Below are 12,868 nucleotides of genomic sequence, written 5' to 3'. Positions count from 1 at the left end.
GGCCGGGAGCCGCCCGGCGGCTTCCGCTGAACAGCACTGCTGGTTCGTGCGAAAGATCCGCCATCATGAGTGTTCACGCCCCCCTCTATCGCGAGGTGCTCTCCCGGGAAGAGTTGCCGGACGAGTTCTTCGGGCTCTTCCTCGACCCGACTCGTACCTACAGTTGCGCCTTCTGGACCCATCCCGACGACACCCTGGAGAAAGCCCAGACGGCGAAGATCGATCTGGCCTTGGCCAAATGCGATCTGCAACCGGGGATGGCCCTGCTGGACGTGGGTTGCGGCTGGGGCTCCACCATGCTGCGCGCCATGGACACCTACGGAGTGCACACGATCGGGTTGACCCGCAGTCGCAACCAGTACCGGTACGTGCGCGACATGCTCGTCGACCGATTGATCCGCGGCCGCCCCTACGGCGGGGTGCGGGTGCAGGGGTGGGAGGATTTCGACCGGCGAGCCGACCGGATCGTGTGCATCGGAGCGCTGGAGCACCTGCCGGTGGACCGCTACGGGGAGTTCTTCGAGTTCGCCTATCGGATCATGCCCTCCGACGGGGTGCTGCTGTTGCAGAACGTGGTCAGCCACAGCCGCGAACATCTGCGGGCGCACGGTACCCCGATCACCAGCGAGGATTTCGCGTTCCTGCGCTTTCTGCGGGAGACCATCTTCCCCGGCGGGGAGCTTCCGCTGCCGACCGGTCACCACCCCAAAGGGGTCACCGAATACGCCGAGGACGCCGGATTCACCGTCGCCGACGTCCAGGCGCTGGGGCCGCACTACACCACGACGCTGGACTGCTGGGCCGACGCGCTCCACGAGAACCGGGATCGGGCGATCGAAATCGCCGGGCGCGACACCTACAACGCCTACATCCGGTATCTGACCGGTTCCGCCGACTACTTCCGCCGCGGGCATACCGACGTCATGCAGTTCACCTGTCTCAAGCCCGACGCCCGGTACCCGTCCCCGCCGCGCTGAACGGGTACTCGGGCGGCCGGGTCAACGATTGGCCTCGGTGGGGAACAGGTCGTCGTCGCCGGCCGGCGGGCTCATGCCGGAGTCGGCTGTCCATCGCACGTCCGCACGCGGATGCCGGATGGGCAGCGCCAGCTTGCGCCTGCGCGGCTTGAGGTTGATCAGCGTCATGTCGCCGTTGTAGTGGGCCAGGACGCGGGGGTCCATGACCGCGCGCCACAGCGGGGGGATCGCCGCGAGCACGACCATGGTCGCGTAGCCCGCGGGCAGCTGGGGCGCCACTTCGCAGCTGCGCAGGGTCTGGTAGCGACGGCCCGGGTTGGCGTGGTGATCGCTGTGGCGCTGGAGGTGGAACAGGAAGATATTGGTGACCAGGCGGTCGCTGTTCCAGCTGTCGCGGGGTGAGCAGCGGGCGTAACGGCCGTCGGGGCGGCGGTCGCGCAGCAGTCCGTAGTGCTCGACGTAGTTGACGGTTTCCAGCAGGCCCGCGCCGATGAGTGCTTGCAGGGCGAGGTACGGCGTGATGACGGGTCCGAAGACCACGATCAACCCGCCGAACAGCGCCGCGCTCATCGCCCATGCCTGCAGCAGATGGTTGCCCGGGCTGAACCAGCGTTTGCCGTTGCGGGCCAGCCGCGTGCGTTCCAGTGCCAGCGCCGACCGGAATCCGCCCAGCATGGTGCGCGGCAGGAATTGCCACAACGATTCGCCGAACCGGGCGCTGGCCGGGTCGTCGGGCGTGGCCACGCGAACGTGGTGGCCGCGATTGTGCTCGACGAAGAAGTGCCCGTATCCGGACTGCGCGAGCGCGATCTTGGCCAGCCACCGTTCCAGATGTTCGGCGCGGTGGCCGAGCTCGTGCGCGGCGTTGATGCCGATGCCGGAGACGAACCCGAGGGTGACCGCGAGGCCGAGCTTGTCGGCCAGGCTCAGCTCGTGGCTGGCCCACAGGTAGCCGGCGATGAGCAGGCCGATGAATTGCATCGGCAGGAACAGAAAGGTGCACCACCGGTAGTAACGATCGTTGGACAGCGCCTCGTAATCTTCCTCGCGAGGATTGCTGCCGTCGTCGCCGATGACCCAATCCAGCAGGGGGATGACCACCAGCACGATGATGGGGCCGATCCACCAGAACACTTCCAGTCCGGTGTGCGCCACCAGCGTCGAGGGCAGTAGTGCGCAACCGGGGGCGATCAGGCCCAGAATCCAGAGGTAGCGCTTGGGGTCGCGGGCTCGCGTGTGCTCGAAGATCGTCATAGTCATTTCGCCGATCCGTGAGGACGACACTCAACTGACAGTTCCGACTGCGGACAACACCTGAACCATGCGCGCCAATCCAGGATAACTGGAAGTTCGCTGGGTGTTGTAGAACCGCGGAAACCGTTGCCTGAGCGGGCAATCTGCCGCGAGTGAAGGCGGGCCGGGGACGGGGTGGTTCGTGCCGGGTGTCGGAGTATCACCGCTGTGCGCACCTGAATGGCTCAGGTCGGCGGGGGTGAGCCAACTCCGACATTCGAACCTTTCTGTACCGAATTCGACCGAGACCAGGAACGGTGGAGCAGCGCATCTCCCGCGAACACGAATCGGCGTCAGGAGCCGAGGCGGCGGGAGATCGTGGGGGCGGAACTCGCCTGCCGCGTGGCCGCCGGGCCTTCCCTGGCAGGCAGGTCGGCCGCGGCTCGGTCGTGAAACCCAGCCGCGGCCGACCATCGTGCATGGAGTTCACGGCACTGCGAGCGGAACCGCCGCGTGAGGCGCTGTGCCGGGCCTCCGAGTCGGATACCGACGGTATCCGAACGATCGTGCTCGCGCAAATCAGGGCAGCGCCCCGCAGTTGGACGGTGCGGGCTGGTCGGCGAGCCGGTCGGTCATCCACTGCTGCGAGGCGCCCAGTGACGGGAAGAACGTCAGTACGTGGGTGACCCGCAACCCGGTGATGACGCTGGGCAGCTCGGCATTCGCGTTCAGCATCACCGGCGCGCCCCCGCCGCACCATCCGGCGGCCAGTTCGTGGACGGGCACGTACGGCGCGCCCTCGTCGAACTGGTTCGAGGCGATGAGGACGGGCACCGCGGGGGTGAGCGTGCCGACCCGCTGGTCGTTGAACGCCGCCTTCAACACCGGGGATCGATCGATCACCACGTTGAGCGGTTCCCCGCTGGTGGTCCACTGCGAGGTGTTCGGGAATTGCTGGGCAAGTCCGAGCGGCACGGCGCACTTGTCCAGCGATTCGCGCAGGATCGCCTTGCCGGTGTCGTTGAGTTCGGCGTCGAGCACCGGCTGGGTCTCGGGATAATTGGCGGCGATGCCGTTGAGAATCCACGCGAAGGCCGGTCCGAGTGCGGCCCGCCCGTCGTTGAAGGCGATGAAGTATTCGTCGTCCACGACCGGCCCGCCGACGTAGGCGCCCCGCACGTTGAGATCGGGGGCGTAGCTCGGCTGCAGTTCGGCCGCGCCCGCGGAGGCCATACCGCCCTGGGAGTATCCGTACAGGATGACGGGCGAGCCGGGATTGAGGCTGGTGCCCGGCAATTGCAGCGCCGCGCGCGCGGAGTCGAGCAGCGCGTAGGCCTGGGATTTACGGTTGAGATAGTCGTGCACATCCGGTGTGCCCAGACCGTGGTAATCGGTCACCATCACGGCCATGCCGCGGGCCAGCAGTGTGTACAGCGCCAGCACGTCGTATTCGACGATCACGTCGAATGGCGGCTGGTATTGAATGAATTGCGCCAGCAGTTTCGACGGCGCGCACTGATCGCCTTGCCCCTTCGTGCCGACCGCGTAGGCGACCAGCGGCCGGGGGCCGGGGCCGGTCCACGGCTGGGACGGTTCCAGATATGTCCCGGTCACCGCCGTGCGCGCACCGTGGGTATCGCTGCTGGTGTACATGATGCGCGTCGACGTCGCGGGAATCTGCCCGGGTTGCCCGGGGACCGAGATCGCCAGCCGCGACCCTTCGGTGCGGATGATGGAGCCCGGCGCCCCCGCCGGTGCCGGGGGCGGAATGTAGAAAGCGTCGTCGGCCACGGTTTCCGCAGCCGGTTCCGTCCATGCGTGTGGGGCTGCGACCGCCCCACCCCCGGCCACGAGGAGGGTTCCCGTCAAAGCTGTGGCCAGTCTGAGTATTCGGCTCCTCACGATGCGATCCTTCCTGCGATTGGGATACCCCTGGCATCTAGAATCGGATACTGAGAGTATCTGTAAGGGGTGGAGATTGTCCGGGAATAGCGGTGAGTGTCGGCCGCAGGCGGGGGCAGGGCGTTCGCGGCCGACGCGAGCGCAGAGCCAGGCGCGGACCAGAGCCGTTTTGATCGCGACCGCCAAGCGGCTTTTTCTCGAGGACGGTTATCAGGCCACGACCTTGGACAAGGTCGCGAAAGTCGCCGGTTTCACCAAAGGCGCGGTGTATTCGAACTTCCGCACCAAAGACGACTTGTGTCTGGCGGTGCTCGACGAAATTCGCGGTGAGCGAGCCGCGGAGGTCGCCGCGATCGTCGCCGCGCCGACGGCCGCGCAGCGGCTGAAACGGATGACGGAATGGGCCGAGCGGGTGATCGGCGAGCCCAACTGGACGCAGTTGGAATTGGAGTTCGGCGTGCACGCGCGGCGCGACGAGCACCTGCGTGCCGAGTTGGCGAAGCGGCTCGACGGCATCGTGGGCATGGTCGCAGCCGCCCTGCGTGCCACGGACGATGTGGACACCCCGATGCCACAGGCCGAAGCCGCTGTCGCCGTGCTGGCCCTCGGTGTGGGGCTGGGCCTGTTCCGGTCGATCGATCCCGGCATCCCGGTCACGGGAATGATCTCCGCGCTGCGCGCTATCGCGGGGTTGTCCCCGGACGCCTGACCCGGGCGGCGGCGCGTCGGTCTTGCGGTCCCGCCGCGGCGCGCTAATATAACCTGAAACTTATAAAGGAGGATGTCATGGTGCTGCTCACCGATCCCGCCGCCATCGCCGGTCTCGTGACTCGCGAAGTCCGCACCGGATCGCGCGACGGGGTGCCCACCCGGATCGCCGTCGCGCGCCGGGGCTACCCGACCGATCGCGCGGACCTGTGGCACGCGCTCACCGATGCCGAGCGGATTCCGCGCTGGTTCCTGCCGATCAGCGGCGATCTGCGGGTCGGCGGCCGCTATCAGCTGGAAGGCAACGCCAACGGTGTCGTCGAACAGTGCGACGCGCCGGAGCGGTTCGCGGTGACCTGGGAGATGGGACCGCAGATCTCCTGGGTGACAGTGCTGCTCACACCCACCGCGGACGGCACCGAGCTGGAGTTGCGGCACGAGGCGCCGGTCGATCCCGAGTTCTGGACGCAGTACGGTCCGGGGGCGGTGGGCGTCGGTTGGGATCTGGCCCTGATGGGTCTCGGGCTGCACGTGTCCAGCGGAGACGCGGTGGACACGGCCGAGGGGCTCGCCTTCCCGACCACGCCGGAGGGGCTGACGTTCGTCCGGACGGCGGCTCTGGGCTGGGCGGAGGCAGCCGCCGGTGACGGCGACGACCCCGCCGAGGCGAACGCGGCGGCGCAGCGGACCATCGACTTCTATACGGTCACCCCCGAGGACGGCTCTCCCGCCTGATGGATCCGTCCCCGGCGAAGATCTTCGAGGCGCTCGGCGACCCGGTCCGCCGGTTCATCCTCGAACTGGTGGCCGCCGACGAGCAGCAGGCCGGCGCGCTGGTCGCCGCCGTACAACAGCGCACGCCGATCTCGCAGCCCGGCGTCTCCCAGCACCTCAAGGTGCTGCGAGACGCCGGGCTGGTGCGGGTTCGCGCCGAGGGCACGCGACGGATCTATGCCCTCGATCCGGCAGGTGTCGATGCCGCGAGGGCCTGGCTGACCGCGTTGGCGGACCCGCTGCGCCAGTTCGCGCAACCGCTCGACGCCCTCGCGACGGAGGTCGCCCGAGGCCAACGAGCGCGCCGCGGGTCCGGCCGAACCGGCGACGCGGATTCCGGCAGGCGAGCACGCCACGCGTGAGTGGCGGGCGCACCCGGGATGCTCAGCAGCGGCCGAAGACGACGGCTGCGTTGTGGCCGCCGAATCCGTAGGAGTTGTTCAGCGCGTACTCGATGTTCTGGGTGCGTGCGCTGCCGTGGACGATGTCGAGGTCGATCTCGGGATCCTGGTTGTCGAGGTTGAGGGTGGGCGGCACCACCCCGTCGCGCACGCTGAGCACGGTCAAAGCTGCTTCCACCGCGCCGACCGCGCCGACGGAATGCCCCAGCGCGGATTTGGGTGCGTAGACCGAGGGATGGTCGCCCACCGCCGCGCGGATCCCTCTTGCTTCGGCCAGGTCGCCGAACGAGGTGGATGTCGCGTGGGCGTTGACGTGGTCGATGTCCTTACCGCTCACGCCCGCCGTTTCCAGCGCACGGCGCATCGCCCGGATGTTGCCCGCACCATCCGGATGCGGCAGAACCATGTGATGACCGTCAGCGGTCAGGCCCGCGCCCATCAGCCGTGCCAGTGGTGTCGCGCCGCGGGCGCGGGCGTGGTCTTCGGATTCGAGTACGAACAGCGCGGCGGCTTCGCCGAAGACGAACCCGTCGCGATCCCGGTCGAACGGACGCGACGCGCGCTCCGGCTCATCGATGCGTGTGCTCAATGCCCGCATCATCGCGAATCCGGCCACCGCCAGCGGGTTGATGCGGCCTTCCACCCCGCCCGCCACCACCATGTCGGCCTCGCCCAAGATGATCGAGCGCCACGCGTGCACCAGCGCCTCGCATCCCGACGCGCACGCCGAGACCGGCGTGACCACGCTGGCACGCGCGCCGAGTTCCAACCCGACCACCGCGGCGGGACCGTTCGGCATGACCATCGGCACCGCGAAGGGCGACACCTTGCGGTAACCCGCTTCCCGTAGTTGATCGTTCGACTCGATCAGCGTGTCGGCGCCGCCGAGGCCGGTGCCGATGCAGACGCCGAGCCGGTCGGGATCGACCTCAGGACGGCCTGCGGTGTCCCAGATCCGGTTACCCATGACGTAGGCGACCTGCTGGATGTAGGACATGCGCCGCTTCTGGAGGCGATCGAGTTCCTCGGTGGGATCGAGTTCGAACTGACCGGCGATGTCGACCGGAACCCGGAAACGCTCGAACTCGGGGTCCTTGACCTTGGCGATCCCGGTCTCCCCGGCGAGCAGTCCTTTCCATGTCGCGTCGGTGTCGGCGCCGACCGCGGTCGACATCTCGACAGCGGTCACGACCACGCTGCGCAACCCTCCGTTGCTGGTGGAGAAGTTCGTGAAATCGGACATCGAACTCCTTCTTTCGGTTTGTCGGCTCGGCTGCTTCGGGATCACCGTGGCCATTCCCGATGAAGTTGTCCTGGACGCGGTGATACCGATCGATGTGTTCGGATCCGACCCCAACTACCGGCTCGAGGTGTGCGCGGTCTCGCCGACGGCGCCGACGTCGGTTCCAGAGTTGTCGTTGTGACGGTGGCCGGCCAAGGCTCTATGTCATGCGCAGACTGTGGTGATGCCCGGCTATGTGTCCTACGAAACACTGCCGCCGTGGACCGGTGCTCCGATCGCGTCGCAAGGCCGACCACCGCTGGGCGAGAGAGCGGGGCGGGGTGGGTGGCCTCGGCCCGAACGGCTGAATCGCTGCGCGGCTCTCTTGTCCGGTTCGGGTGTTCATCAGCGCAGCCAGGGCCGCGGACCCGGTCCGGTCGGTGATCGCCCGAGCGAGCCGCCACAAACTGCCGCTGAGCCTTCCGCGAGTGCGGCGAGCATGAACGCGGCGAACTCGGCGATGCAGGCGCGGTCGAGTCCGCCGAGTTCCACGTGACGAAGAACGCGGGCAGAAGATGCCGCTGAGCAGTTGCGCGCCGTTGCCGACGGCCGCGCAGCCGCCAGGGGAAGACGACGCCGAACAGGAACGCGCCGAAGATCATGGCCGATGTCGATCGGCCGACACGGGCGCGCTGCTCCGTAAATCCGTGTTTCACAGAAGTTTTGGTTCATAGTTGGTGCTCCGGCCCCCATGGCGAAGGAGATCTCGATGCCTACCGCGAATTTCGGTACGAAGGACGATCCCGGTTTCGAGCTGGCACAGAGCCCCGATCTGATCGTGGTGCGCACGCGCAGCGGACGCGGGATCCGGCGGCAATCGGGTTCGGTGCGCACGCCGCTGGGCGCCGAACTCGACGACGCGACACTGGTGCAGGCCTACCCGGAGGCGGGGGTGGAGGTCTACCGGCTGCCCGCGGGTTCGAGGTCGGTGCAGCAGCGCAAGCCGGTGCTCGACGCCGCGCCGGAGGTGCGGTTCGCCGGACACGTCCTGGTGGATCCCGGTACCGGGGAGCCGGTGCTCTATACGGAGAACATCTTCGTGAAGTTCGTCGACCGCGTCGATCACGAACATTGCCTCGCCGTGCTGGGCGCGGCGAATCTGACTGTGAAGCAGAGGCTTTCCTACGCCACCAACGCCTATTTCACGGCGGCGCCCGAGGGCACCGGGCAGCAGGTGTTCGACATCGCCAACTCGCTGCTGAATCGCGACGACATCGAGTACTGCCATCCCGAACTGATCCGCAGCAGCGCCAAGAAGACCATCTTTCCCCAGCAGTGGCATCTGAAGAAGACCACCATCGGCGGTGTCACGATCGACGCGCATGCCGCAGTGGAAGCCGCCCACGCCATCACCCGCGGAGCCGGGGTGACGATCGCGATCATCGATGACGGCGTCGACATCGACCATCCCGAATTCGCCGGCGCGGCGAAGATCGTCGCCCCGCGCGATGTCACGGCGAAGACCGGTGATCCGCGCCCGAAGGACACCTTCGGCACCGGACCCGACAACGGTGACAATCACGGCACCGCGTGCGCGGGCGTGGCGTGCGCCAACGGCACCGCCGGGGCGTCCGGAGTGGCGCCGGAAGCCGCTCTGATGCCGATCCGGCTCGCCTCAGGGCTCGGTTCGCAGGCCGAGGCGGACGCTTTCGTGTGGGCAGCCGATCACGGCGCGGACGTCATCTCGTGCAGTTGGGGTCCGGCCGACGGCGCCTGGTTCCAGCCGGGCGATCCGGTGCACAACCGGGTCGTGGCGCTGCCCGCGAGCACCAGATTGGCGATCGAGCACGCCGTCGCCAGCGGCCGCGGCGGCAAGGGCTGCGTGGTGGTGTTCGCGGCGGGCAACGGCAACGAGTCCGTCGACAACGACGGCTACGCGAGTTTCGCCGAGGTCATCGCCGTCGCGGCCTGCAACGACACCGGTAAGCGCAGTGTGTACAGCGATTTCGGGAAAGCGGTCTGGTGCGCGTTCCCCAGCAGCGACATCGGGCACCGCCCCTTCGGGCATCCCGACCCGCTGACGCCTGGGATCTGGACGGTGGATCGGCACGGCGCGGCCGGCTACAACCGCGGCACGACGGCGTCGGGCGATGCGGCGGGCGACTACACCAACGACTTCGGCGGCACGTCCAGCGCCTGCCCGGGCGTGGCCGGGACAGTAGCACTGATGCTGTCGGTGAATCCGGACCTGACCTGCAGCGAGGTGAAGGACCTGCTGAAAGACGCCTGCGACCGGATCGATCCGCAGGACGGCGGCTACGGGGCCGACGGGCACAGCGACAAGTACGGGTACGGCAGGATCAACGCTCTCGCCGCCGTGCGGGCGGCGCGGCCTGCGGCGGCAGAGTCCGCTGCCGGCGCGGTGCTCGCCGGGGGAGGGGACTGAGGCGATGACGGACGGTGCCCAGCTGATCGTGGTGGACGCCGCGAACGTCATCGGGTCACGACCCGACGGATGGTGGCGCGACCGCTCCGGCGCCGCTCGGCGTTTGCTCGAACGGCTGACCGGGCTGGCGGAGCGGCTGGCCGAACGCACCGAGGTGATCGTGGTGCTCGAGGGAGCGGCGAAGGCCGCGGTCGATGCGGAGAATCCGGATGCGGGCGGCCTGCGGGTGGTGCGGGCGGACGGTTCGGGGGACGACGCCATCGTCGATGTGGTGGCCGCGGCTCGCGCACAGGACGGCGGCCGTCCGATCACGGTGGTGACGGCGGACCGAGGACTGCGGGAACGTGTCGCGGCTTTCGGTGCGCAGGTGGTCGGTCCGCGCCGGCTGCTCGACCGCCTCGACTCGTGAGTCGATATCGCCTTGGTGACGCCCGGCGTTTCACCCATCCGTCCAGTCCGTTTTGCTGCAGTCTGAGCGGTATGACCGCCTCCGACGTCGTGGGGATGCCGTTGCTCTACCTGGTCGAGATCTCCGAGCCAGGTTACTTCAACCGGCCGTGGTGGAAGATCGCCAGCACCGGCGAGCCGAGTCAGGTTCGCGCGGCGCTCGCCGAACTGGCCGTCCGGGTCGAGCGGGACGTTCAGCGCGCCGGCGGCGCCGGTCGGTGCTGGTACCGCTACGACGTGCGGTGGTCCGACGGCGCGGTGCTCGAATGTTTCCAGGGCGCGATCAGATCGCTCCTGATTCCCGGCGAGTTGCGCTGCCTGGCCGTCGCGCTGACCTCGGCGACGACCGTCGGTTTGCGCTCTGCCGAGCGTCCGCCGTACTGAACGGCACCCGTGACGCGCGGAAAGCCCCGAGAAGGCTTCGGGGCTCTCCGCGTATCGGCGGCTCAGTCGAGCAGAGCCGGCTGTTTGGCGGCGTTCGCCTCCTTGCCCTCCGCGCGAGCCTCGGCCTGCATCGGGTCGAGTGTGGGGTCGATGTCGATGGTGCGGCGTAGCGGGCGGTTGGGCAGCAGTGCGGTCGCGATGAGCGCGACGATCGTCGCGCCGGCGGCGATGAGGAAGATGCGGCCGGTGGCGTCGCCGTAGGAGGCGCGCACGATGGTGGCGATGGGTGTGGGTAGGGCGTCCAGGTTGAGGTTGCTGCCGCCGGAGGATTTGGGGTGGATGCCGAGTTGGGCGAAGCCTTGGGCGGATAGTTCGCTGACTCGGGTGGCCAGTACGGAGCCGAGGACCGACACGCCGATGGCGCCGCCGAAGGTGCGGAAGAACGCGACGCTGCTGGAGGCGGCGCCGATGTTGTGCACGCTGACGGTGTTCTGTACGGCGAGGACGAGGTTTTGCATCATCATGCCGACGCCGAGGCCGACGATGGTGATGTAGGCGGCGACCAGCCATAGGTTGGTGGCGTGGTCGATGGTGGACAGCAGCGCGAATCCGGCTACCAGCAGCGCGGCGCCGGAGACGACGAAGCTTTTCCATTTGCCGCGGCGGGTGATCAGTTGGCCGGAGCCGACCGAGGCGATCAGCATGCCCGCGACCAGGGGGATGGTGAGCACACCCGCGATGGTCGGGGAGTAGCCGCGTGCGGTTTGGAAGTATTGGCCGAGGAAGGTGGTAGCGCCGAACATGCCGATGCCGACGGCGATGGAGGCGAGGATCGCCAGGCCGGTGGTGCGTTCGGTGACGATCGGCAGGGGGATGATGGGCGACTTGGCGCGGGATTCGACCCACACGGTCGCTGCCAGCAGCAGTACGCCGGCGCCGACGTAGAGCGCTGATTCCCGCGACATCCACGCGTAGTATCCGGCTTTTCCGGCGAAGGACACCCAGATGAGCAGTACGGAGACGCCGGCGGTCAGCAGCGCGGCGCCGAGCCAGTCGATGGACACGCCTTGTTTGCGGTCGGTGGGCAGCCGCAGGGTCCGCTGCAACAGCGCCAGGGCGATCACGGCCAGTGGTACGCAGACGAAGAAGCACCAGCGCCAGCCGAGTGGGCTGTCGACGATGACGCCGCCGAGGATGGGGCCGCCGGACATCGAGACTGCCATGACCGCGCCCATGTAGCCGGAGTAGCGGCCGCGTTCGCGGGGGGCGACGATGGAGCCGATGATCGCCACGACCAGGGCGGTCAATCCGCCCATGCCGATGCCTTGGATGACGCGGGCGGCCAGGAGTACGGGCACGGTGTGGGCGATTCCGGCGATCACCGAGCCGATGACGAAGATGACGATGGCGGATTGGACCAGCAGTTTTTTGTTGAACAGGTCGGCGAATTTGCCCCAGATGGGGGTGGAGGCGGCGTTGGCCAGCAGTGCGGTGGTGATGACCCAGGCGTAGGCGGTTTGCGATCCCTCGAGGTCGCCGATGATGGTCGGCAGTGCGGTGGCGACGATCGTGGTGCTGAGCAGCGCGGTGAACAGGGCCGCGAGCAACCCGGTCATGGCTTCCAGGACCTCGCGGTGGGTCATCGCGTACGGGTCGCGTCGTGTCACCGACTCCGACTCGACTGAACTAGACATCTACTTCCTGACTCTCTTTTCGAAACCGGCTGGTGCGCGTGCACCGCGCTGCTCTGCGCGTGTGCGGTCAATGCGTTCCGGAGCATCTGCACGGCGGCACAGGCTTGCTCGGCGTCGTCCTCACTCCAGTCCGTGAGGACGTCCTGCAAGCCGCGCGCCCGCGAGGCGCGGACGCGGTAGAGCAGATCGCGGCCCTCGTCGGTCACCCGGATGAGGGTGGCCCGCCCGTCGGTGGGATCGGCGTGCCTGCTGATGTAGCCCGCGCCGACGAGCTCGGTGACGTGCCTGCTCAGCGCGCTCGGGCTGATGCACAGATCCACGGCGAGGTCGACCTGCCTGCACGAACCTTTGGACTCGAGGGTGCCGAGCACCCCGATGCCGCCCGGGAGCAAGTGCCCTTCCTCCGGGTGTGCCAGCGCGACGCGGATCGCCCGGCCCATCAGATAGAGCTCCTTGATCAGGCTGTGAGCCGTATCGGATGAGACTGCCATGGCCGCTCCAGACGAGATAAGTTGCTTGCGCTATGCAACTATATGGTAATTGCTTGCGCTAAGCAACTAGTGATGCCCGGTGATGCGGCTCACAGGGGTCGGCCACGCATGGAGACGCCCCAGCAGATCGACAGCTATCTACATGGCGGCGCGGCCACCACCACCCCATGGGTGCGTCGATCCCACCCC

Annotated in this window: 13 protein-coding genes; 8 read left to right on the top strand and 5 right to left on the bottom strand. The window is 68.0% G+C overall.

All coding sequences use genetic code 11. From position 1 onward, the window contains the following. Nucleotides 1–65 precede the first annotated feature (65 nt). Complete coding sequence (locus ACWDMM_RS22155) at nucleotides 66–977, top strand: class I SAM-dependent methyltransferase (RefSeq protein WP_449939183.1); 912 nt, start codon at nucleotides 66–68, stop codon at nucleotides 975–977. 21 nt (nucleotides 978–998) lie between these two features. On the opposite strand, the gene ACWDMM_RS22150 is transcribed toward ACWDMM_RS22155, so the two are convergent. Together ACWDMM_RS22150 and ACWDMM_RS22145 are read right to left on the bottom strand one after the other, a co-directional pair. Beyond that, nucleotides 999–2,237 carry an alkane 1-monooxygenase gene (locus ACWDMM_RS22150; protein WP_195081587.1) on the bottom strand — a complete coding sequence of 413 codons (1,239 nt, stop codon included), beginning with the start codon at nucleotides 2,235–2,237 and terminating at the stop codon, nucleotides 999–1,001. A 552-nt stretch (nucleotides 2,238–2,789) separates the two neighbouring features. Beyond that, entirely contained in the window at nucleotides 2,790–4,001 is a 1,212-nt protein-coding gene (locus tag ACWDMM_RS22145; RefSeq protein WP_323124305.1) for a lipase family protein, read from the bottom strand. Nucleotides 4,002–4,281: 280 nt separating this feature from the next. Between ACWDMM_RS22145 and ACWDMM_RS22140 the strand changes: the two genes are divergently transcribed. From ACWDMM_RS22140 to ACWDMM_RS22130, 3 genes are all read left to right on the top strand, one after another. Then, the gene (locus tag ACWDMM_RS22140) at nucleotides 4,282–4,821 is read left to right on the top strand and encodes a TetR/AcrR family transcriptional regulator (protein WP_323124306.1); all 540 of its coding nucleotides are present in this window, start codon (nucleotides 4,282–4,284) and stop codon (nucleotides 4,819–4,821) included. A gap of 77 nt (nucleotides 4,822–4,898) precedes the next feature. Next, nucleotides 4,899–5,555 (top strand): SRPBCC family protein, encoded by a 657-nt coding sequence (locus ACWDMM_RS22135; RefSeq protein WP_195081590.1) that lies wholly within the window; start codon nucleotides 4,899–4,901, stop codon nucleotides 5,553–5,555. Next, complete coding sequence (locus ACWDMM_RS22130) at nucleotides 5,555–5,956, top strand: ArsR/SmtB family transcription factor (protein ID WP_357206389.1); 402 nt, start codon at nucleotides 5,555–5,557, stop codon at nucleotides 5,954–5,956. Before ACWDMM_RS22135 ends, ACWDMM_RS22130 begins: the two co-directional genes overlap by 1 nt. Before the next feature lie 22 nt (nucleotides 5,957–5,978). Here the strand turns inward: ACWDMM_RS22130 and ACWDMM_RS22125 are convergent, their stop codons facing one another. After that, entirely contained in the window at nucleotides 5,979–7,238 is a 1,260-nt protein-coding gene (locus ACWDMM_RS22125) for a KasA/KasB family beta-ketoacyl-ACP synthase (RefSeq protein WP_357106234.1), read from the bottom strand. Between ACWDMM_RS22125 and ACWDMM_RS22120 the strand changes: the two genes are divergently transcribed. The 4 genes from ACWDMM_RS22120 to ACWDMM_RS22105 all read left to right on the top strand — a co-directional run bounded on the left by ACWDMM_RS22120 (nucleotide 7,213) and on the right by ACWDMM_RS22105 (nucleotide 10,494). Further along, nucleotides 7,213–7,419, top strand: a complete 207-nt coding sequence (locus ACWDMM_RS22120; protein WP_357106237.1) for a hypothetical protein — start codon at nucleotides 7,213–7,215, stop codon at nucleotides 7,417–7,419. The genes ACWDMM_RS22125 and ACWDMM_RS22120 overlap by 26 nt on opposite strands. A gap of 567 nt (nucleotides 7,420–7,986) precedes the next feature. Next, nucleotides 7,987–9,663 carry a S8 family peptidase gene (locus ACWDMM_RS22115; RefSeq protein ID WP_195081789.1) on the top strand — a complete coding sequence of 559 codons (1,677 nt, stop codon included), beginning with the start codon at nucleotides 7,987–7,989 and terminating at the stop codon, nucleotides 9,661–9,663. A gap of 4 nt (nucleotides 9,664–9,667) precedes the next feature. Next, nucleotides 9,668–10,072, top strand: a complete 405-nt coding sequence (locus ACWDMM_RS22110) for an NYN domain-containing protein (protein WP_195081594.1) — start codon at nucleotides 9,668–9,670, stop codon at nucleotides 10,070–10,072. A 71-nt stretch (nucleotides 10,073–10,143) separates the two neighbouring features. After that, nucleotides 10,144–10,494 carry a hypothetical protein gene (locus ACWDMM_RS22105; RefSeq protein ID WP_195081595.1) on the top strand — a complete coding sequence of 117 codons (351 nt, stop codon included), beginning with the start codon at nucleotides 10,144–10,146 and terminating at the stop codon, nucleotides 10,492–10,494. A 62-nt stretch (nucleotides 10,495–10,556) separates the two neighbouring features. Here the strand turns inward: ACWDMM_RS22105 and ACWDMM_RS22100 are convergent, their stop codons facing one another. Next, nucleotides 10,557–12,188 carry an MFS transporter gene (locus tag ACWDMM_RS22100; RefSeq protein ID WP_397070996.1) on the bottom strand — a complete coding sequence of 544 codons (1,632 nt, stop codon included), beginning with the start codon at nucleotides 12,186–12,188 and terminating at the stop codon, nucleotides 10,557–10,559. Next, entirely contained in the window at nucleotides 12,158–12,679 is a 522-nt protein-coding gene (locus ACWDMM_RS22095) for a MarR family winged helix-turn-helix transcriptional regulator (protein WP_449939173.1), read from the bottom strand. The genes ACWDMM_RS22100 and ACWDMM_RS22095 overlap by 31 nt, the downstream gene beginning before the upstream one ends. Nucleotides 12,680–12,868 lie beyond the last annotated feature (189 nt).

Source organism: Nocardia sp. NPDC003726 (genome assembly GCF_053586955.1).
The sequence above is the reverse complement of the archived record's forward strand: the minus strand, read 5'-3'. Positions and strand labels throughout refer to the sequence as shown.